A 20,229-nucleotide genomic window follows, 5' to 3' on the forward strand; every position below is an offset into this window, starting at 1 on the left:
ACATCGAGGAAGTGAAGGGGGAGTCTCCTTCCCCCGATCAGCCCCTCTCGGTCAGCCGCAGGGTAGACATCTTGGGTCGTCGGGGAGGCCATCAGCGGTGGCGACTGATCGCCGAGCAGGTGGATCTGGCAGCCGGGCAACAGGTATTTGAGCAGGGGGCGCACGGCTACTTCTACGGAGAAAGCGCCGACCGACAGGAAGGGGTGCCGGATCCCTTTTTTGATAGCAGCGAGCAGATGACTTGGCGGGCCAAGCGAGCCCGCTACAATGCCACCGCCGATGAGCTGTATTTGGATGAGGAGGTGGAGGTGAGGAGCGGCGACGGCAGCCTGCTCTTGACCAGCGCCTTGAGAGTCACCCCTGAAGAGCGCATCGAGGTGCCCGCGGAGTTCACCCTCAAAGGCCGGGAAATGGTGTTGCAGGGCCGCTCTGGCTCGTTTAACTTTCAATTTGCCCTTCTCAGCGCTCAGCAGGGCAAGCTGATAGTGTTGCCCCCAAACGGCTCGGCACCCACCTCCACCACCATCACCGCCGACCAGATCACCTACGACCGCACCAACCAGGTGGCCGAGGGGAAAGGGAACCTGCGCATTCGCGAACGTGGCATCGAGATTCGCGCTCCCCAGGGCACCTACCTGCGGCAACAGGCCCAAAGCATTCTCTCCGGCGGCGTGGTGTTACAGGAGGTGGCCGGCGACAGCAGCCGGGATCCCTTATTGGCCGATCTGCGCTTGGCCCAGGCCTCTCCCGGCCCGGAGGCGACCCCAGACCAACAGGATCAAGAAGTCACCATCATTGCCGACCGCCTCACGTACGACCGCAACACACAAATTGCCCAAGGGGAAGGCAACCTGGAGATCCGCCAGGGGGAAACCATCATCCAGGCGGCCCAGGGCACCTACCGCCGCCGCGAATCCCAAAGTCTGTTGACGGGAGGAGTTACCCTGGAAGAACCCGGACGGGTGCTCACCTCCGCCCGCCTGGAGGGCAACCACCGCGACAAGATCTTCTTTTTTGAAGAAAACGTCCTCTACCGGCAGATGGCCACCTCTACCCCAGCTCCTGGCGGCGGATCCCTGACGGAGGAGCTGCGCCAAGCCGAAACGGAAGTGCGGGCCGCCCGCCTGGTTTACAACTCTCGTACCGGCACCTCGGAGTTTAGCGAGGCCGTCGAGTTCATCCAGCGGGGGCGCAAGGCCAAGGCCAACCAGGCCACCATTACCCCTGAGAAGGTGGAGCTGCGGGGAGAGGTGGTGATCGAGCAGATCGAGGGGGACTGGCTGGCGCGGCGTCTGCAAAACCCCCAGACCCAGGCCGATGTGGACCAGCCGACGGTGATCTACGCCGACCGGGTGGAGATCGATCAGGCCAGCGGCAATGCCCGCTTCTTCGGCAATGTGGTTATCGTGCAGGCCAACCGCGCCATCGAAGGGGATCGCGCCGAGTACTCCGACCAAGGGCAGATTTTCAGGATCACCGCCGACCAGGCTCCCGTCCTCCTCTGCGATCGCGGCGAGCTCAATCCGATTCCCCGCGAGAGCACTGCACCGCTGCCCGGTCGCGATGCTCTGGATCAGATGTGCCGGGGCGCCAACCGCCTCAGCGGCAGGCTGGTCACCCTGAACTTGGAGCGGGATGAGTACACCGTGGAAGGGGACGAGCAGCAGCAGGGGATGTTTCAATTCCGCATCACCGACGCCCTCTGACGGGATCCCAGCGGAGCTGGGGGTCGTCTGGATCTCTAGAGCTGGCTGAGCTTGTGCACCTGAGGTAACAGAGCCACATGACCATCCCACTGGCCAAGGGTCAACGGCGCCGAACTTCTGCCCAGACGGGGAGCTTTTGGGGATCCCTGAAGTTGGGGGGCTTTTTTTTGGAGTTTTATCTCTGCAAAGAGATGATCCGCCCCTTCTTTTTGGGGGTGGCGGGGGGCACGGTGATGATGCTGGGCAACCAGCTTTTTATCTACGCCGATTTGCTGGTGAAAAAAGGCGCCCCTCCCCTGACAATTTTGCACATTCTCCTCCTCAACTTGCCCGCCATTTTGGTGGTCACCTTCCCCATTGCCGGCCTCTTTGCCACCCTACTTACTCTGGGCAGGATGGGAGCTGACAGCGAGATCACCGCCCTGCGGGCCGCCGGGATCCCCTACCGCAAGGTGTTGATTCCGGTGCTCTGCATCGGCCTGCTGGTCAGCGGCCTGGCGCTGTTGACCAACGAGGTGATCGTGCCAGAGACCAACCAAAAGGTGAAAACCCTGAACACCAACCTCATCCTGGCCCAGGATGCCCTTCCGTTTGACTCGGAGGAAATTGTGCGGGTGGACGACGACCTCTGGTTTCATGTGGGATCCATCGACCCGAAGACCGGCTGGATGCACGATCTGCTGATTTTGGATCGCAAGGCCGAGACCGGCCACCTGCGCTACCCACAGGTGATCTCGGCCCAAACGGCGCAGCAGGTGGGCCAAGCCTGGCACCTGCAAGACGTGGTGATCCGTCGCTACGACGAGCGGGGGCGCACCTACTACGAGGGCCAGGTGGCGGAGATGGAGCTGAACATCGTCAACAAGTTGGTGGGCCTGGTGTACGCCGAGAAGGTGCCCCAGGAGCAACGGGCGGCAGAGCTGTGGGAGCAGTGCCAGCGATATCGAGCGGAGCAACGTCCTTCTGCTGATGTGGCCCGCTGCCTGACGGAGTACCACCTCAAGTTCGCCATTCCCTTGGCCAGCTTTTTTGCCATTTTGGTGGCTGCGCCCTTGGGCCTGCAGACGGTGCGCCAGACCGGCCGCTACGGCAGTGTGGCGCTGGCGATTGTCCTGGTGTTTATTTACTATGTACTGATGAGCCTGGGACGCGCCATGGGCCGAGTTGAGCATATCGATCCCTGGCTGGCCGCCTGGTTGCCGAATATGATTTTCGGTGGGGTGGGCTTCTCTCTACTGTGGCGGTTTTTACGGTGAGATCCGGCAACTTCCCGCAGGGCTTCAGCCCTTGGGCAAAATGGTTGGCCCTGTGCTGGGGCAGCTCCTTGTGGTTGGGGATGGGGGAGGCCGTCTTTGCCCAGTTGGATCCCCTGCCCACCAATCTGGAGGGCTATCAGCGCTTTTGGGCGGCCCAGCGGAGCCGCGATCCTGGCTCAGAGCCGGTTGCTCCCACCGGCGCCAGCCTGTTGGGGGATCCCATCACCTTGGCCGAGGCCCAATCCTCCTCGCGCCTGGCAGCAACAGCGGCTCCCTCCGTTCCCCCTCTTCCCGCCTCGGCCCCTGTTGAAGGATCCCCTCCCGAAAAAGCGCTCACACCGGAAGAGCTAAACCGGCAGCGGCTGCAGCCGCTCTTGGCCGAAGGGGCGGCGGCCCATGCACGGCGGCAGGCGCAGCAGGCCCAAGCTCAGGCAACACCGTCCTCCCGGTCTGCTTCATCGACAACGCCCACGGCAGCTGTTCCTACTCTGGACTCCCTTCGCTCCTCCCAGCCTGCAACTTCCCAAGCTGCTGACTTGCAGGTAGAAGAGCAACCTGGGCAGCACCCCAACGAAGCGAGGCGCTTGCCTGTTCCCCCCCCAGGGTCCACCGTCGAGAGCCTGGCCGCTGCTCAAGGGCAAGAGAGGCCTGGTTCGGAAGCGGTGGCGCAGCAAGTCCCGACCTGGATCCCGCAAGCCGGCGGGAACTGGAATTGGGGCGGCGCCCCTTCTTCCACCGGCACTCAGAGGGCAGCTCAAACCGGAACTGAGGCATTCACCCCCACTGCCGGATCCCTCCTTGCTCCTCAGTTGTTGGAGCGGTTCCCCCTGTTGCGAGATCTGGGCGATCCCGCCACCGGCCCAGAAGCCGCTCCGCCTGCCAGCCAGGGATCCCAGATTCGCCAGCAGCTGGCGGCCACCGCCACCGCCCAGATCCCCCTCGACCCGGCTCAGATCAACGTCAGTGGGGATGTGCTCAGCTACCTTGCCGAGCAAGACCTGGGCATTGCCGAGGGGAACGCCCAGATCCAGTTGGCCGACGGCACCAGCATCAGCGGCGAGCGGCTGTTGTTTTACCGACGGGAACGGCGCCTGCGCAGCGACGGCCCCTTCCGGATGGAACAGCCCCCTGGACCCCAGGGGCGCGGCATCCGGCAAATTGAGGGGCGCAACCTGGATCTGGACATCCCCGGTCGCAGCGCTCAATTTGAAAGCTCGCTGGTGATCTTGCCGGGGGAGGAGCCGGGCACCAAGGTTTTTGTGCGCAGCCAAGAGACCACCGCCCTGTTGGGGGATCAGATCTTTTTCGAGAAAGCCACCGTCACCACCTCGCCAGAGCCACCCATTACCCACTACGTGCAAGGGGATCGGGTGGAGGTGTTTCCCGATGACCGGGTGATCGTCTACGACGCCCGCGTGTTTGCCGGCGGCGAACTCACAGAAGCAGGGGATCTGCGGGCGGGCCTTCAGATCGCCTATTTCCCCCTGTTCATCTACAGCCTGCGAGATCACCAATGGGTGCTGCCGGGGCGCAGCGAGACAGAGGGGGTGTTTGTCAAATCCAGTTGGGCCTACCGCTTCGACGAATACAACTTCGGCGGCCTGCGGCTGGATGCCATCCAGAAAAAAGGGGTGGGCATTGGTTTCTTGCATGACTACATCCTGCCCATCCCGGACAGTGTCAACTACGGGCGAGCCCAGTTTTACTTGGTTACCGAAGCTGACCAACAGCGCTTCTCCAGCCGTTTCCGCATCGACCACAACTTCGACTTCTACGCTGCCAACCTCTTTGGGCAGGAAGGCCAACTGCGGGGACAGCTCAACCTCAACCTGGACAACACCTACCGTCTTGCCGGCGGGCGCAACGACAACGCCGATCTCCGCCTCAACGCCACCTTTCAGGGGGATCTCTCCACCACCACCCTCAACATCAGCCGCACCGGATCCCAGGAGCGGGGCATCTACAGCTTCCCCCTCACCCTCAGCCACATCCAGCGGTACGGGGGCGTGCACTGGCTGCAATCGGATCTCCGCTTGGACTACAACCAGCGGGTGAGCGTCAAAGATGGCCCCGACTTTGCCGATGCGCGGTTGACGCTGGGCACTCAACTGACCCCACCCGGCTGGGGAGGTACCTATCGCCTGGCCTACCGTGCCTACAGCAGTTCCAATGGCGACAACGAGCCGCGCCGCAACTTCGAGCTGGCCTTCAACCCCGATCCCCTCCGCCTCAGTCCCGATATCTTCCTCAGCAGCGCCCTCACCCTGACTCAAGAGCAACAGCCGGATCAAGAGGTGGGGGCGGGCCTCCACTTTTTCAATCGCTACGAGCTGCGCTCCAGCCTCCAGTTCAACGATATTCAACCGGCTCCCTGGATCACCTTCATGCCGGGTTCTATCGATTACACCCAAGTCCTCTACTCCACTCCTGACCAGGAGTCTACCGTCAGCCTCAACCCTCGCCTCAGTCTCAGACCTGCCGACTGGAATACCATCGACCTGCGCTACAGCCGCACCTTCTACGGCAACAATTCTGTGCCCTTCCAAACCCTCTCCACCAGCCCTAAAGATGTGGATCGCATCAATGCCAACATCAGCTTCTTTACGCCCCGCGATCCCCTACCCGATGTGCCCCCAGGCTACATTGCCTTTGAAGATGACCTGCCCGGCGAGCTGCCGATAGCCCTGACCTTCCCCGACGATACCCCCGAGGATTTGGCAGCGATTGCCTCCCGCAACTTGCAGGAGCTGCAGGCAGAGGTGAAAAACCTGGTGCGCCTGGACACCAGCCTTGGCTACGACTTCATCACCCAGAAGTGGGATACCCTCAACGCCAACTTCACCTGGAGCACCGCCCCTGATCTGTTCAACATTCAGTTGCAGACGGCCTACGACCTGAACCAGGGACAGCTCCAACCCGTTCGTCTGGAATATCGAGGGCGCAGCAGCACCACCTTCAACCGGGAGCAGCGCTCCGGTCTAGATAGCTATGAGCCGGGGATCAGCTACGCGCTGCAGGCGGTTTACGATCCCCGGTTGGGCCAGATCTCTACCTATGGACTGGAGTTAGATGCCACCCTCGGCACGCAGTGGCAAAACCACTGGCGGCTCCGCCTGGGCCTGACGGAGGCAGGGATCCGCCGCATTGAGGTGCGCCGCGACCTGCGGGATTTCGAGCTGCGCCTGGCCTACGATCCGCTGGCAGAGTCCCTGCGCCTGGAAGGGATCCTGGTGGCCTTTCCCAGCCGCCCGGTGGGCCTGACCCAAGAGCGGGGAGAGTTTCACCTAACCTCGCCGGTGGGCGCCTTCAGCCTGGATAGCCTGGGGCGCTAGGGCTGGCTCTGCCCTGCAGTCGGGAGGGCGGGTTGGGGCCGGCTTCGGCTACACTAAAGGGCCGACGCTCCTTTTTGCTCAGCAGCGCTGAACTCCTATGGCCAGGATCAACGACCACTTCCTCAAGCTGAAGGCTGGCTATCTCTTTCCCGAGATTGCCCGGCGGGTGCAGGCCTTTGCCGCCGCCCATCCCGAAGCTCAGATCATCAAGATGGGCATTGGCGATGTCACCGAGCCGCTGCCGGAAGCCTGCCGAACAGCCATGATCCGGGCCGTGGAGGAGATGGGGGAGCGGGCCACCTTCCGCGGCTATGGGCCGGAACAGGGCTACGAGTGGCTGCGCCAGGCCATTGCCCGCCACGATTTCCAGGCCCGCGGCTGCGACATCGACGCTTCCGAGATCTTCATCTCCGATGGCTCCAAGTGCGACTGCGGCAACATCCTGGATATTCTCGGCCACGACAACACCATTGCCATCACGGATCCCGTCTACCCGGTTTATGTAGACACCAATGTGATGGCCGGCCATACGGGGCCGGCCAACGAGCGGGGCGAATACGAGGGCCTGGTCTATCTGCCGCTGACGGCAGAAAACCACTTCACCGCCAGCTTGCCCCAGCAAAAGGTGGATGTCATCTACCTCTGCTTTCCCAACAACCCCACCGGCGCAGTGGCCACGCGGGAGCATTTGCAAGCCTGGGTGGACTATGCCCGCGCCCACAACTCGCTCATCCTCTTCGATGCCGCCTACGAGGCCTACATTACCGAGCCTGGGATCCCCCACTCCATCTACGAGATCCCAGGGGCAAGGGAATGCGCCATCGAGTTCCGCTCCTTTTCCAAAACGGCTGGCTTTACCGGCACCCGCTGCGCCTTTACCGTGGTGCCCAAGTCGCTGCGGGGCCAGGCTGCCGACGGCTCCTGGGTGGATCTGTGGAGCCTGTGGTATCGCCGCCAGTCCACCAAGTTCAATGGCGTGGCCTACATTGTGCAGCGGGGAGCAGAAGCCGTCTATTCCGAGGCGGGGCAGGTCCAGGTGCGGGCTCTGGTGCAGTTTTACCTGGAGAATGCCCGCATCATCCGCGAGCAGCTCGCCACAGCGGGGATCCAAGCCTACGGCGGCGTCAACGCTCCCTATGTTTGGGTAAAAGCCCCGGAAGGACTGAGCAGTTGGGAGTTTTTCGACAAGCTGCTGCACACCTGCCATGTGGTGGGAACTCCCGGATCGGGCTTTGGCAGCGCCGGCGAGGGCTATCTGCGCCTGTCGGCTTTTAACAGCCGCGCCAACGTGGAAGAAGCCATGCGCCGCATTGTCAGCGTGTTTGGGAGCTAAGTGGAGAGGGCTGGAGCCAAGGATTTTCCCCAACAAGCTGGAGAAAGGGAGATCCCTGGGGCGGTGGTGGAAGGGATCTCTTCTTTGACACTCCCACCCAGGGGATTCTTACGCAGCCCAAAATGGACTCGCAAAGGCGCTGTCAAGACGCCCCTAGACAGTCCTTTGAGGCATAACCTCAAAGTTCTGCTTACTTCGGACTTAAGTTCCTCCAGGTTAGTTATTGCCGCGCGGGTTTTGCACCGCAGTAGGTCGTTTTCCTGGAGAAGCTCTGTACTAAAAGAAGCAACTAAAGTGGCTCAAGGGCTTTTCCGCCTCGCACCCAAGTACGGGGCTACCAAGCTATCCTTTTGTGTAATGCTACAGAAAGAGACAAGCAGGGGAAGGAAACAGGCCTTGCGGGTGGGGATCATTGGCACTGGCTATGCAGCTCGCTCACGGGCAGAAGCCTTGCGCAAAGATGGGCAGGTGCAGATTGTGGCAGTTGCTGGCCGAACCCCTGAGCGAAGTGCTGCTTTTGCCGCCGAGTTTGGGGCGGCGGCCTATTCCGACTGGTCTTCCCTGTTCTGCGAGCAGCCGCTGGATTTGGTGTTTGTTAGCACCATCAATCGGGATCATGCGGCCATCGCCCGTGCCGCCCTGGAGGCCGGGATCCACACCGTTGTGGAATATCCCCTGGCCCTGAGCGTTGCCGAAGCTCGTTCGCTGGTGCAATTGGCCGCGGAACGGCGGCTGCTGTTGCATGTGGAGCACATAGAGCTCCTCAGCGGCGTTCACCAGTTGCTGAGACGGGAGCTGGCAGGGCTGGGCAAGTTGTTTGCCGTTCGCTACATTACCCTCACTGCCGCCCACCCTGCCCCCGACCGCTGGACTTATCGGCCCGACCAGTTTGGCTTCCCCCTCACAGGGGCTGTCTCCCGCATCCACCGCCTGGTGGACTTGTTGGGAAAGGTAGAGCGGGTGAGCTGTCAACTGCGCTACGACGGTCCAGACTTGCCCCACCGCTACAGCAGTTGCTACTGCACAGCCCACCTAAGTTTTGCCAGTGGGCTGCTGGCGGTGTTGACCTATGGCAAAGGGGACTCCCTGTGGTGCTCCCAGCGCCTATTGGAGTTCCATGGCCAGCGGGGGGGCCTGCTGATCAACGGCGAAGAGGCGACCCTGTTGCGCCCTGGCAGCGCCCATCCCCTGGAGACCGGATCTCGCCACGGCCTGTTTGAGCAAGATACCCGCATGGTGCTGGCTCACCTGCGCTGCGGCAGCCCTCTCTACGTGGATCCGGAGAAGATGCTCCACGCCCTAGCTGTGGCCGAGGCCGCCGAGCGGTCTGCCCAAACCCAGCAGGTTGTCTGCGTCCAGGATTAGATCCCTTAGCAGCAGGCGACGTTGCCGCTCAAGGAGAAGGAACTGGGTCTGCCAGCGGAAAGTGCCGCTGCAACAAAGCCGGGATCCCTTGCGGAGAAACGCCGCTGTAGCGAGCCTTGTCGGGCAGGAACACCACGTTGGGCCCCCGTTTGCAATCTTTCATGCAGCCCACTCCCTGCACCCGGATGGTCTCCGGGTAGGCCGCCAAGTGGGCCTGCAGAGCCTGCATCACCGCCATCGCCCCCCGCCGACAGCAATCAGACTTCTGACAGACCAAGACAACGCCTTTCCTCCCTTCCTCCGCTCCGGGAGCGGCCTTGGGGGAAGCCTGGACAGGAACCACGCGGCAGAGCACCCATTTCTCTCGCCCCTTGAATGGATCCACCTCCCGCTCCCCGGCGATCTGAAGCCTATCTCCGGGTTTGAGGCTGCGGTAGAGCTCAGAACGCAGCGGCTTGGGGATCTTGCCGGCAAACACTTCTGCCCCGGCCTGCCAGCGCAAGTACTTGAGCTTGCCATCCTTATCGGGAAGAAATCCCAGGAACTGGCCCTCTGCCTCAAACGGGATCCTTTGCTTAGCCAACTTGCTCATCTTGTCCCCCAGCGTTGAGCTGCCAACATATCTCTAGGCTGTCCAATAACTCTCGCCGCCGCGCCGTGTATTGGCGGATCACGCTGCGCACCTGCACCAGAGCCAAAGGCGTGTCCACCTGCACCTGCAAATGACCCTCTCCCGTACAAACCGCTGGGATCCCCAACTCCACCAGCCGCCGCCCAATGCGCCAGCGCTCCCCCAAGGGGATCTGCAAACAATAGCCGCTCCCAGAAGATACAAAGTTCATGGCCAGAAGCAACGCCTCATCAATAAGAGTAGACCTGGAAAGCTACTAGGGAGAGTAATTCTCAATCAATGCTTACAAGAAAAACAAAAGCCAGCGCAGAGAGGGTAGCAGGCTCGCCGACCTGACGGGCCTGCCCTGGATCCCGACTAGGCTCTGCCGTCCATCAAGCCAAACACCAGGCTGTCGTTGGCCAGGAAGTGGCTGAGGTGGAAGGCCCGGTCTTCCGTCTTCAGCAAGATCTGCTCGTAGAGGTAGCGGGTGGCGCGATCCCCTAGGCTTTCCGCTTGAGCGGCCTGACGCCGCAGCAGATCAATGATGGCCTGCTCCGCGGCCAGATCGTTCTTCAGCATTTGCCGCGCCTCAAAAGCGCCATCCGGCTCAGGGGTAAAGCAGCAGAGGCGAGCCAAGGTGGCAAAGGTGGCTACCGGCACACCCCCTAGACCTTCAAGGCGTTCTCCCAGGTCGTGAACATGTTCCCTCACCTGCTCGTAGTGATCCTTGAATAACTGGTGCAGCGGGTAGAACTCGGTGCCCTCCACTACGAAGTGATGCTTCTGGTATTGCAAGTACAACCCTTGGAAGCTGGCCAGAAGGGCGTTCATCCCCTCGCAGATCGGCTGGGTCACCTCCAGGCCGAGGGAGACAGGGTTGTTGCGCACGCTGTTGAAGGCCTGGCGCAAGGTTGCGGTTTCAGACATAGGGCAAGGTTCTCCAAGGTAAAGAGGACACAGCTATCTACCCAGTCTACTTGATTGAGTCGATCCAGGAGATCTTGGGGCTGTCCCCACCCCAGCATAGTCCAACTCGGCGCTTCTTGTGAACAGCTCTCAATAAAGTGCTGGTTGTAGCAGAACCGGTGGGCCGGTCAGGGAGGAGTCGCATCCCTTCGCGATTTACACTAGACTGGGAGCGTTAGCCCAGTTGATCCCGTACTTGGGGATGGAGCATGTCTCAAACGGAGCCGGAAAGCCGCTCCTGGATAGAAAAACTGATTCGCCTAACCCATCAAACGGTTGCGCGCGGTTGCGCGAGCTCGGGGGCAACAGGGAGATCTAAAAGATTCGGCCGGCCACCTGTTCAAACGCCACCTGTTCAAACAGAGCCTGCTGGAAGCGGAGGCCGAAATGGGCCATTGCAACGTCCTGGTGATCGGCAAAAGCGGGGTGGGCAAGAGCACTTTGGTCAACGCGGTGTTTAAAGATGAGCTGGCCCGCACCGGCGTCGGCAGCCCCGTCACCCGCCACATTCGCCAATATTCCAAGCAAGGTTGCCCGATCACCATCTACGATACGCCTGGCATGGAGTTGGCCGGCGAGCAGAATACTCAGATCCGCCTCGAGGTGGCCCAACTAATCGACGAGCTGCGCCTCAAGGATCCTGAACATCACATTCACATTGTTTGGTATTGCATCCACCACGAGCTGAAGCGGCTGGAGGAAACCGAGCGCAGGTGGCTGAGGGAACTGGAACTCAAAGATGTGCCGGTCATCTTGGTTTTAACTCAATGCCTGGAATACCCCAATCCGGAAGAGAGCGAGTTTTTCCAGTATTTGCAGCGCCAAAATCTCCCTGTTCGCTACATTGTTCCTCTTTTGGCTAAGGACAAGGTCATTAACCGGCAACTCACCATCCCCGCCCACGGGCTGGAGCATCTGATCGGCTGCACCTTGGAGCTGCTGCCGGAAGTGGCTCGCCTTGCCTTTATCCGCCAGCAATTGCTGCGGGTAGATCTCAAAGCCGATGCTGCTTTTAAGTATGTATCGGGCTATGTGGCCAGCGCGGCCTTTATTGGGGCAACCCCCCTTCCTTTTGCCGATGCCCCTCTGTTGGTGGCTGCTCAGATTGGCATGATTGCCAATATCAGCTTTATCTTCGGCTACAAAGCTTCCCCTTCTTTTTATTACTCTTTGATGGCGGCTTTGGCAGGCGTTGGGGGCGCAGTGGTGACCGGGCGGGCCATTGTCTCGAACCTGCTGAAGCTGATCCCCGGCGTGGGATCCCTGGCAGGCGGCATCATCCAATCCACCACAGCCGCTACCCTGACCCTTTCCCTTGGCCTGGCCTATATTGAGCTGATGAAGGCCATCGCCCGCGCCGAAATCCAAGGAATCCAGCTTTCCCAGAAAGAGATGCAGGAGATCTTTGTGCGCGAGTACCAAGAATATGCCGGACGCAGAACCCAGAAAAATGAGGTGGGAATAAGAGCATAAGAGCTTTTCATCCCGGCTTTTGAGTGGGCAGCGAGCCCGAGCTGCAAACAGGATAGGATCCTGGAGAAGGCGAATGTCCTGAGGTCTCGAACCCAAAGGCGCCTTGGACTAGGTACAGTGGCCGGCCTTTCACCTCTTCAAAAACGCGGCCCAGATACTCTCCAATTACGCCCAGGCTGATCAACTGGATCCCGCCCAAAAACAAGGTCATCACCGCCAAAGAGGCGTAGCCGGGCACATCAGAGCCAAACAGCAAAGTGCGGATGATCAGAAAAAGGCCGTACAGCAAAGCCAGCACGGAAATCCCCAAGCCCAGATAGCTCCACACCCGCAACGGCCAAGAGCTAAAAGAGGTAATGCCTTCTATGGCCAGGTTCCACAACCGCCAGTAGTTCCACTGGCTTTTGCCGCGAAAACGGGGGGCGCGGTCGTAAAAAATGGCCACCTGACGATAGCCCACCCAGGCAAAGATCCCTTTCATAAAGCGGGTGCGCTCCCGCAGTTGCCTGATGGCGTCCACCACCTGCCGATCCAATAGCCGAAAGTCCCCGGTATTGCGCGGGATCCGCACCTGGCTGAGCTGGTCGATGACCCAATAAAACCCGTTGGCCGTCAAGCGCTTGAGCCAGCTCTCTCCCCGGCGGCTGCGGCGCACCGCATACACCACCTGATACCCCTGCCGCCACTGCTGCAGCATCTCCGGGATCAACTCCGGGGGATCCTGCAGGTCGGCGTCGATGGGCACAACGGCTCTGCCCGCAGCGTAGTCCAAGCCGGCGGTGAGGGCAATTTCCTTGCCAAAACCGCGGGAGAGGTTCACCACCTTGATGCGGGGATCCTGACGATGGAAAGCGATCAGCTTTTCCAGCGTGTCGTCCTCGCTGCCGTCGTTGACACAGATGATCTCGTAGGGGATCCCCAACGGATCCAAGGTTAGGCGCAGGCGCTCGAACAAATGTTCCAGGTTGTCCGCCTCATTTTTGCAGGGGATGACAACCGAGAGCTCAGGGGCAGCAGGCTCAGAGGACATAGGAGAGCAGGGATCCCGTACCTGGCGATTATTCTGCCATCACGGGGTGCTATGGGTTTGCCGACATCTCCGCCACAATCGAGCGCAGCTCATCCTCTGAGATGCGGTAGACCTCGTTGCAGAACTGGCAAACCGCCTCTGCTCCCTTATCGGTGCGGATCATGTCGATGAGCTCGTCCCGCCCCAACATGCGCAGCGCCCCCTTCACCCGGTCGGAATTGCACTGGCAATAGAAGCGGATGGTGCGCACCTCCGGCGCGATCTTGAGATCCAAGTCGCCCAGGCAAATTTGCAACAGCTCCCGCAAGCCGCCGCCGTAGGCCAGCATTGGGCTGAATTCCTCTACTTTGGCCAAACGGGCCTCCATCTCCGGGATCAGACTGGCTGGCGCTCCCGGCATGAGCTGCATCAGCACTCCACCGGCGGCGCGCACCCGCTGGGAATCGAGGTTCACCCCCAAAAGAACTGCCGAAGGGATCTGCTCCGAGGAGGAGAGGTAGTAGCTGATATCATCTCCCACCTCTCCCGAAACCAGTTCCACAGCACTGGTGTAAGGCTGGCCGTAGCCCAAGTCCCGCAGCACATGGAGGTAGCCGTAACGCCCAACGGCCTGACCCACATCCAACTTGCTCTCAGGGGTGAGAGGAAGTTCAATGGCAGGGTTGCTCACATAGCCGCGTACCGTGCCGTCCATGCCGGCATCTACGTAGATGCCGCCCAAGGGGCCATTTCCCTTCAGTTGCAGGTTGATCCGCGCCTGGCGTCGCTTCAGGTTGGCCGCCAGCAACAGGGCTGCACTCATAGCCCGCCCCAGCGCCACTGTCGCCACATAGGAGAGCTTGTGCCGCTCCCGCGCTTCCTGGACTGCCTGGGTGGACACCAAGCCCACCACCCGAATCTTGCCCTCCGCCGCCGTAGCCCGGATCAGGTGATCCGGAAGAGATGAAGGCGGTGTACTCTCAGAAATATCCTTGGTTCGCTTCAATCGTTCTGACCCAGAGGCATCCGTCATCACAACCTCAACTCCTGCCTCGAAAGCAAGCCTGCAGGGATCCCCTGGCGACTTACTTCTTTCCCCGTAGGCTCGCTGCCACTTCGCTATAAGTCGGAGCCAGCCTCTACTATACCATCATAGGCGGCTTATCCCCCTGCCCACTAGCCAGCAGCTTGCTCCGCTAGTTTTTCGGCTCAAAGCCAATCACCTTGCCCATGCTGCCGCTCTGCCCTCCGGTTGGCAAAGCGGTTCTTCATCCCAAGTAAGATAGGGAGCGTTTGCAATTCTTCTGCAATTTTTCCCTCTCCTACCAGAGTGTGCCATCCTGAGGATCTAGGCTGATCCAACGCGACCCCCAGCCTGTTGGCCTTACTCTCTGGGTGACTGCTTCATGTTGGATAACCTCACTGCCTACGTCTCGGAACATGCGGCCAAGCGTCGCTGGCGGGAACGCGCCTACAGCCGCTTTTTGCAGGATTGGCGGCGACAAGTGGTGCTGCTGCGCCGCCAACGGGCCGGTGAATTCGGCCAGCCGCTGGGGGATCCCTCCTGTATTTTCAGCGCCCAGTCGACCTGGTTGCGCTGTGCCGTCAACCCGCGAGGGCCCTGCCAGGGCTGCCCCCACTATTCCCCGCTTGCCTCTCCGCTGCCGGATCCTCACCCTGATGTGCTCGGTTAGTTCGCCGGATCCAAATCTGTTCAGACTCCCACTCATGCCAAAGGAAAACCGGCGGCGAAAGAAGGGATCCCATCCCCAGTCAACCTTCGACACTCCCCCTGCCGACCGGCTGGTTAAACGCCAAGGCAACGGCATAGCTGTTTCCCCGGAGCGCTGGGGACTCTGCGCAGTTCCCCAGCTCATCAGCCCAGAGCTCTGCCCGCACCAAAGTACGGGGCTACCAAGCTATCCCTCTGTGTCAAAATGAAAGAACGGTAACTCCATCGGCAAAGGTGAGATTCATGGCCCTTCACCTCTCGGCAGAGCACCTCCGCGCCATCCGCCAGCATGGCGAGCAAGCCTTTCCCTACGAGGGCTGCGGCATTTTGATCGGCGAGCTCAAGGGAGCGGACAAAATCGTCCATGAACTCTGGGCGGTGGCCAACACCTGGGATCAAGCCGAAAACCCCTTGGCAGACGGCGAATCCAGCCGCCGCCGCTTCTTGATCGACCCGGCGGATTTCAAGCGGGCCAACGACCATGCCGTGCGCAAAGGCCTGGGGATCCTGGGCACCTACCATTCCCACCCCAACCACGCGGCTGTTCCCTCCGAGTTCGATCGCCAGCACGCTTTTCCCTGGGGCTTTTCCTGTGTGATCGTCAGCGTGCGCGAGGGCAAAGCAGAGGAGGTGGCCAGTTGGGTTTTGGATGAGCAGGAGCAGCCCCAACGGGAGCCGATGCAGATTTGGGAAGACAAATCTCTGCCCTCGCTTGTGGCTCGGGCTGGCTAGAGAAGCTGACTGCTGTTTTCCCGCCAACCTTCCTTCCAAAAATGAGGCTTATGGCTGAGAAGCTTTGGGATCCCTGGTGGGCAATGACTGGGGTGAGGGTTGTCGGAAAAAGCGGTACTCTGAACTTGATGAGGTGACACTTGGAATAGTTCAGCTCAGAACCTCAAGGTGTAGATCAACCAGATCGCTAGAACCCTTCCCCGAACTCCCATGGCAACCAAAGTCTTGATTCCCTCCCCCTTGCGTCCCTACACCGACAACCTGGAAGCTGTCGAGATCGAGGGCAGCAATGTCGGCGAAGTGATGAGCAACCTGATCGCCCGCTATGGCGAGCTAAAGCGCCACCTCTACACAGAAGACGGCAAGTTGCGCAATTTCGTCAACGTTTACCTCAATGACGAGGACGTGCGCACGTTGGCCCAAGGCGACAACACGCCGGTGGGAGAACAAGCCGTCATCAGCATCGTTCCTGCTATTGCCGGAGGGCGTTGACCATGTTGAACCTGGACACCAGCCAAGTCAGCCTCTCCCGCGAGGAGATGGAGCGCTTTTCTCGCCACCTTATCCTGCCAGAGGTGGGCCTGGAAGGGCAGAAGCGGCTGAAAGCGGGCAAGGTGCTGTGCATTGGCACCGGCGGGCTGGGCTCGCCCCTGTTGCTGTATTTGGCGGCAGCCGGTGTGGGGCGGATCGGCATCGTCGATTTCGATGTGGTGGATGTGTCGAACCTGCAGCGGCAGGTGATCCACGGCACCTCCTGGGTGGGCAAGCCCAAGGTGGAATCGGCCAAAAACCGCATCCTGGAGATCAACCCCTATTGCCAGGTGGACGTTTACAACACCGCTCTGAAGGCCCACAATGCCCTGGAGCTGTTTGCCAACTACGACGTGATCGTGGATGGCACCGACAACTTCCCCACCCGCTACCTGGTCAACGATGCCTGTGTGCTGACGGGCAAGCCCAATGTCTACGGCTCGATCTTCCGCTTCGAGGGGCAGGCGACGGTTTTCAACTACGAGGATGGGCCCAACTACCGCGATCTCTACCCCGAGCCACCGCCACCGGGGCTGGTTCCCTCCTGTGCCGAGGGGGGCGTGCTGGGGATCCTGCCGGGCATCATCGGCCTGATCCAGGCCACCGAGACGGTGAAAATCCTGCTGGGCATCGGCACGACCCTGAGCGGGCGGCTGCTGCTTTACGATGCTCTAAAAATGAGCTTCCGCGAGCTGAAGCTGCGCAAAAACCCCGCCACTCCCCCCATCACCCAGCTCATCGACTACGAGCAGTTCTGTGGGATCCCGCAAGCCACAGAACAAGCCAGCCAAGCGGAGATCCCCGAGATCAGCGTGGCTGAGCTGAAGGCGCGGATGGATGCTGGCCAAGACTTTGTGTTGGTCGATGTGCGCAACCCCAACGAGTGGGAGATCGGCCGGATCCCTGGCGCTCACCTGATCCCGTTGCCGCAAATCGAAAACGGCGATGGGGTGGAGCAGGTGCGAAAACTCCTCAACGGCTCGGAGCTAATCGTCCACTGCAAGAGCGGGGTGCGCTCGGCCAAGGCCTTGAAGATTCTGCAAGCAGCCGGGATCCAAGGGAAAAACCTGCGCGGGGGGATCCTGGCCTGGGCTGAGGCTTACGATCCCTCCATTCCCAAGTACTAGTTCAAAGCCCTGGCTGTCCCTTGCCCTGCAGTTGAAGGCACAAGCGGCCTGCCGCTGCGCGGAAGCCAGCCCAGTAGCAGTGCGGTCAAGGGCGGCTGTCTGTTTCGGCTTCTCTCCTGCCCTTTGTCCTGCTCTAGCATAGATCTTCGAGGGTTCCTCTCCCTTTTTCGCCTCCCCTTTTCCATGAGTGCCACTTTGCCGGCAGAGACAGAAACCATCTTTCACTCCATCCCCGAAGCCCTGGAGGACCTCAAGTGTGGTCGCATGGTCATCGTGGTCGATGACGAAAACCGGGAAAATGAAGGGGATCTGATCTGTGCTGCCCAGTTTGCCACGCCAGAGGTGATCAACTTCATGGCCACCTATGGGCGGGGCCTTATCTGTCTGGCCATGCAGGGATCCCGCCTCGACGAGCTGAAGATCCCGCTGATGGTGGGGCAAAACACCGACAGCAACCAGACAGCTTTTACCGTCAGCATTGATGCCGGGCCAGAGTTAGGGGTTTCTACAGGCATTTCCGCTGCCGACCGCGCTCGCACCATCCAGGCGGCCATCCATCCCCATACCCGACCGGAAGATCTGCGCCGCCCTGGGCATGTCTTTCCGCTGCGGGCGCGGGAGGGCGGGGTGCTCAAACGGGCCGGCCACACGGAAGCGGCGGTGGATCTAGCCATGTTGGCCGGGCTGTACCCGGCAGGGGTGATCTGCGAGATCCAAAACCCGGATGGCTCGATGGCCCGCCTGCCCCAGTTGATCGAATTTGCCCGTCAGCACAATTTGAAAATTATCACCATCGCCCATCTGATCGAGTACCGCCTGCGCACCGAACGGCTGGTGCACCGGGGGGCTATCGCCACTTTGCCGACGGAGTTTGGCCAGTTTCAGGTCTACGGCTACCGCGACACCCTTAACCAGGTAGAACACCTGGCGCTGGTGAAGGGGGATCCGACCCAATTTGCCGCCAAGCCCGTCCTGGTGCGGGTGCATGTGGAATGCCCCCTGGGGGATGCGCTGGGATCCCTGCGCTGCGACTGTCGCCGCCAATTGACCGCCGCCCTGAAGATGATCGACCACCAGGGCCAGGGGGTGCTGGTGTACCTGCGCCGGCAAGAGCTCAGCCTTATCGAGCAAATCAAGTCCTATGCTCGCCAAGATCTGGGGCTAGCTGAAACTGCGCCGCCAGCAGCGATGGATCTGCGGGATTACGGCATTGGCGCCCAGATCCTACGCGATGTGGGGGTGCGGAAGATGCGCCTGATCAGCAATACCTCTCGCCACATCAGCGGCCTGAAGGGATTTGGCCTGGAAGTGGCCGAGCGGGTGCCCCTACTGCTGGAAGAGGAGGACGTGAATTTGCACTTGAAGCCCTCCTGCCCCCTCAGCGGCAAATCCGAGCCGCAACTCTACTCCGGCTTAGGCCTGTAGAGCGTTGTAAGGCCGAGCGCCCCGGTAGAAGAGGGATCGCGCTGAAGGCAGCTCGGCATCGACCCTAGAGACCTCAGCAGCTCGCTCCCAGAAGCGCCAGAAGACTCGCCTGCGGGGGGAGGGAGACGGTGCCGCTGGCTGAGAAGAACCCCCCTGCAACAGTTGCTTCGGCAAAACCGGCACTTCCGATCCCACCCGCGACCACACCTCAAACCTAGGAGGGCGCACCACCACAATGCTGATCAAGGAGCCGCGATCCATCTCGCGGCGGCAACTGGCGATAGCGTCCTGCAGCCGAGCAAAGCTGCGGTTGAAAGCGTAGAAATAATCCTGAAAGCGGATGGCCTCCCAAAACCCTTCCTTTGTCACCGCCACATGGTCGTGGTCGGCGGAGGCGTAGTCGAGGATCACCATGCGTGTAAAGACTGATTAGTGATGAATCAAATCAGGATGGTTTTTTACCGTATTTCCACTTAAGCACGACATTGCACAGCCCGTCATCCGCGAAATGGCTTGCTTGCAACAAAAGGAGTTTTCTCGCCCTTGCTGCTCATGGGATCCCGCCCAATTCCTGTTGCAGCTTGGCCATGGCTGCTTCTCCGATGTGAGGGGAAGCACAGACCAGGTTGGGCTTGCGGATCAGGTCGGATCGGGCTTGGCGCACCAGAGCGCGCAGGGTAGAGTAGCTGGCCTCGTCGCAGATGAGGGTGTGGGCGCGGCGAATCAGGGATCCCACCCGTTCCGTATCGGAAATCACCGCTGTCAGCACCAGCAGGTCTGCTCGCAAGCTTTGGACGATCACCTCGGCAACTTCTAGTAGGGCAGTGCTGATGCTCACCAGCCCCAGACAAGCGTGGGAAGGCAATTGGCGGATCAGGGCAATTTCGCGGGCGTAATCCGACACCTCCACCGGGAGCACACGGGCCCCCCGCGGCTGGGCAATGGCCTCGACGGCGCTGAGAAAATAGTGCAGCGTCACCACAGTGCCGGAATGGATCTGATCCAGCACGGCGGCCAGGTCTTCCAACAGCACCAACTGGACCCGGATGCCCAAAGTCTGTTGGATTTGTTGAGCCATGAGTTGTCCTGTGCCCAAGTCTCGGCGGGGCACGCACACCAGCACCTGAGCACTGCAGCGCAGCCGCCAGTCGATCTCGGCCAGCAGCAGATCCCGCACCTGCTCCAGAGAAAAGCCTTGCTGCTGAAGCTGATCGATGCCCTGACGCACCTGCTCCAGCGCCTGTTTGGATCGATCCAGGTTCTTGCTGAGACCGCGAGAACGGTTAACCGCCTGGCGAGCAGTGCCGCTCACGTAAATGCCGGAGGCGGCGCGAGTTTCCACCAGGCCCATGGCCTCCAGTTGGTGGTAAACCTTGTGGATGGTGTTGCGATGCAGGCCCGTCTGCATGGCCAACTGACGGGTGCTGGGCAGGCGACAGCCGGGAGGAAATTGCCCGCAGGCAATGCCAAAACAGAGCAAGTTGAAGAGCTGGACTGAGCCAGGGATCCCGCTCTCCGGCTGAATAGAAATGCGCATCATGGCCTGCTTTTCTCCGTGACGTACTCCCGCACCCATGCTGACGCATAGAGTGCAGGCTTCCCAGTGACTCCTGCCCGATAGCAGGACAT

17 protein-coding genes and 1 pseudogene are annotated in these 20,229 nt (G+C 60.7%); 11 read left to right on the forward strand and 7 right to left on the reverse strand.

The features are described 5' to 3' along the window. The 5 genes from NW846_RS11150 to NW846_RS11170 form a co-directional block, all read left to right on the forward strand. On the forward strand, nt 1–1,706 hold a 1,706-nt coding region (locus NW846_RS11150; protein WP_414516018.1), incomplete at its 5' end, for an LptA/OstA family protein. A gap of 77 nt (nt 1,707–1,783) precedes the next feature. Next, the gene (locus tag NW846_RS11155; protein ID WP_099887344.1) at nt 1,784–2,962 is read left to right on the forward strand and encodes an LptF/LptG family permease; all 1,179 of its coding nucleotides are present in this window, start codon (nt 1,784–1,786) and stop codon (nt 2,960–2,962) included. An 80-nt stretch (nt 2,963–3,042) separates the two neighbouring features. Further along, complete coding sequence (locus NW846_RS11160; RefSeq protein ID WP_414516020.1) at nt 3,043–6,294, forward strand: hypothetical protein; 3,252 nt, start codon at nt 3,043–3,045, stop codon at nt 6,292–6,294. 97 nt (nt 6,295–6,391) lie between these two features. Next, nucleotides 6,392–7,627, forward strand: coding sequence for an LL-diaminopimelate aminotransferase (locus NW846_RS11165; protein ID WP_011431255.1), 1,236 nt, complete (start codon nt 6,392–6,394; stop codon nt 7,625–7,627). Between the two features lie 402 nt (nt 7,628–8,029). Beyond that, nucleotides 8,030–8,992 (forward strand): Gfo/Idh/MocA family protein, encoded by a 963-nt coding sequence (locus tag NW846_RS11170; protein WP_414346176.1) that lies wholly within the window; start codon nt 8,030–8,032, stop codon nt 8,990–8,992. A gap of 28 nt (nt 8,993–9,020) precedes the next feature. Here NW846_RS11170 and NW846_RS11175 read toward each other — a convergent pair whose 3' ends face one another. The 3 genes from NW846_RS11175 to NW846_RS11185 form a co-directional block, all read right to left on the reverse strand. After that, complete coding sequence (locus NW846_RS11175) at nt 9,021–9,584, reverse strand: (2Fe-2S) ferredoxin domain-containing protein (protein WP_041438576.1); 564 nt, start codon at nt 9,582–9,584, stop codon at nt 9,021–9,023. Next, the gene (locus NW846_RS11180; RefSeq protein WP_041438578.1) at nt 9,568–9,834 is read right to left on the reverse strand and encodes an Asr1405/Asl0597 family protein; all 267 of its coding nucleotides are present in this window, start codon (nt 9,832–9,834) and stop codon (nt 9,568–9,570) included. The genes NW846_RS11175 and NW846_RS11180 overlap by 17 nt, the downstream gene beginning before the upstream one ends. A gap of 146 nt (nt 9,835–9,980) precedes the next feature. Continuing rightward, the gene (locus NW846_RS11185; RefSeq protein ID WP_011431259.1) at nt 9,981–10,532 is read right to left on the reverse strand and encodes a Dps family protein; all 552 of its coding nucleotides are present in this window, start codon (nt 10,530–10,532) and stop codon (nt 9,981–9,983) included. Nucleotides 10,533–10,847: 315 nt separating this feature from the next. Between NW846_RS11185 and NW846_RS11190 the strand changes: the two genes are divergently transcribed. Next, nucleotides 10,848–12,044: a YcjF family protein gene (locus NW846_RS11190; protein ID WP_414516022.1), complete on the forward strand. Its 1,197-nt coding sequence runs from the start codon at nt 10,848–10,850 to the stop codon at nt 12,042–12,044. Between the two features lie 7 nt (nt 12,045–12,051). Here NW846_RS11190 and NW846_RS11195 read toward each other — a convergent pair whose 3' ends face one another. Then, nucleotides 12,052–13,074 (reverse strand): glycosyltransferase family 2 protein, encoded by a 1,023-nt coding sequence (locus tag NW846_RS11195; protein ID WP_011431261.1) that lies wholly within the window; start codon nt 13,072–13,074, stop codon nt 12,052–12,054. Between the two features lie 49 nt (nt 13,075–13,123). Continuing rightward, on the reverse strand, nt 13,124–14,086 hold the full coding sequence (hslO, locus tag NW846_RS11200; RefSeq protein WP_011431262.1) for an Hsp33 family molecular chaperone HslO: 963 nt from the start codon (nt 14,084–14,086) through the stop codon (nt 13,124–13,126). A 373-nt stretch (nt 14,087–14,459) separates the two neighbouring features. On the opposite strand from hslO, the gene NW846_RS11205 reads away from it, so the two are divergent. The 5 genes and pseudogenes from NW846_RS11205 to ribB all read left to right on the forward strand — a co-directional run. Next, entirely contained in the window at nt 14,460–14,747 is a 288-nt protein-coding gene (locus NW846_RS11205) for a DUF6464 family protein (RefSeq protein ID WP_011431263.1), read from the forward strand. A 281-nt stretch (nt 14,748–15,028) separates the two neighbouring features. Further along, nucleotides 15,029–15,517, forward strand: a complete 489-nt coding sequence (locus NW846_RS11210) for a M67 family metallopeptidase (protein WP_011431264.1) — start codon at nt 15,029–15,031, stop codon at nt 15,515–15,517. Between the two features lie 210 nt (nt 15,518–15,727). Next, nucleotides 15,728–16,009, forward strand: a complete 282-nt coding sequence (locus tag NW846_RS11215; RefSeq protein WP_011431265.1) for a MoaD/ThiS family protein — start codon at nt 15,728–15,730, stop codon at nt 16,007–16,009. A gap of 2 nt (nt 16,010–16,011) precedes the next feature. Continuing rightward, nucleotides 16,012–17,175, forward strand: a complete 1,164-nt coding sequence (moeB, locus tag NW846_RS11220; protein ID WP_011431266.1) for a molybdopterin-synthase adenylyltransferase MoeB — start codon at nt 16,012–16,014, stop codon at nt 17,173–17,175. A gap of 216 nt (nt 17,176–17,391) precedes the next feature. Beyond that, nucleotides 17,392–18,534 (forward strand): annotated as a pseudogene (ribB, locus tag NW846_RS11225) (3,4-dihydroxy-2-butanone-4-phosphate synthase); the annotation flags it as partial. Between the two features lie 54 nt (nt 18,535–18,588). Here ribB and NW846_RS11230 read toward each other — a convergent pair. Together NW846_RS11230 and NW846_RS11235 are read right to left on the reverse strand one after the other, a co-directional pair. After that, nucleotides 18,589–19,014, reverse strand: a complete 426-nt coding sequence (locus NW846_RS11230; RefSeq protein ID WP_011431268.1) for a hypothetical protein — start codon at nt 19,012–19,014, stop codon at nt 18,589–18,591. A 136-nt stretch (nt 19,015–19,150) separates the two neighbouring features. Next, entirely contained in the window at nt 19,151–20,140 is a 990-nt protein-coding gene (locus tag NW846_RS11235) for a GntR family transcriptional regulator (RefSeq protein WP_414346141.1), read from the reverse strand. Nucleotides 20,141–20,229 lie beyond the last annotated feature (89 nt).

The sequence above is a fragment of the Synechococcus sp. W60.3 genome (assembly GCF_047502615.1).
Lineage (GTDB): Bacteria > Cyanobacteriota > Cyanobacteriia > Thermostichales > Thermostichaceae > Thermostichus.

Excerpts from the sequence above, each read along its gene's own strand:
- NW846_RS11155 (WP_099887344.1), top strand. The coding sequence starts at position 1,784 with ATGACCATCCCACTGGCCAAGGGTCAACGGCGCCGAACTTCTGCCCAG.
- NW846_RS11160 (WP_414516020.1), top strand. The coding sequence starts at position 3,043 with ATGGGGGAGGCCGTCTTTGCCCAGTTGGATCCCCTGCCCACCAATCTG.
- NW846_RS11165 (WP_011431255.1), top strand. The coding sequence starts at position 6,392 with ATGGCCAGGATCAACGACCACTTCCTCAAGCTGAAGGCTGGCTATCTC.
- NW846_RS11175 (WP_041438576.1), bottom strand. The coding sequence starts at position 9,584 with ATGAGCAAGTTGGCTAAGCAAAGGATCCCGTTTGAGGCAGAGGGCCAG.
- NW846_RS11180 (WP_041438578.1), bottom strand. The coding sequence starts at position 9,834 with ATGAACTTTGTATCTTCTGGGAGCGGCTATTGTTTGCAGATCCCCTTG.
- NW846_RS11185 (WP_011431259.1), bottom strand. The coding sequence starts at position 10,532 with ATGTCTGAAACCGCAACCTTGCGCCAGGCCTTCAACAGCGTGCGCAAC.
- NW846_RS11195 (WP_011431261.1), bottom strand. The coding sequence starts at position 13,074 with ATGTCCTCTGAGCCTGCTGCCCCTGAGCTCTCGGTTGTCATCCCCTGC.
- hslO (WP_011431262.1), bottom strand. The coding sequence starts at position 14,086 with ATGACGGATGCCTCTGGGTCAGAACGATTGAAGCGAACCAAGGATATT.
- NW846_RS11205 (WP_011431263.1), top strand. The coding sequence starts at position 14,460 with ATGTTGGATAACCTCACTGCCTACGTCTCGGAACATGCGGCCAAGCGT.
- NW846_RS11210 (WP_011431264.1), top strand. The coding sequence starts at position 15,029 with ATGGCCCTTCACCTCTCGGCAGAGCACCTCCGCGCCATCCGCCAGCAT.
- NW846_RS11215 (WP_011431265.1), top strand. The coding sequence starts at position 15,728 with ATGGCAACCAAAGTCTTGATTCCCTCCCCCTTGCGTCCCTACACCGAC.
- moeB (WP_011431266.1), top strand. The coding sequence starts at position 16,012 with ATGTTGAACCTGGACACCAGCCAAGTCAGCCTCTCCCGCGAGGAGATG.
- NW846_RS11230 (WP_011431268.1), bottom strand. The coding sequence starts at position 19,014 with ATGGTGATCCTCGACTACGCCTCCGCCGACCACGACCATGTGGCGGTG.
- NW846_RS11235 (WP_414346141.1), bottom strand. The coding sequence starts at position 20,140 with ATGATGCGCATTTCTATTCAGCCGGAGAGCGGGATCCCTGGCTCAGTC.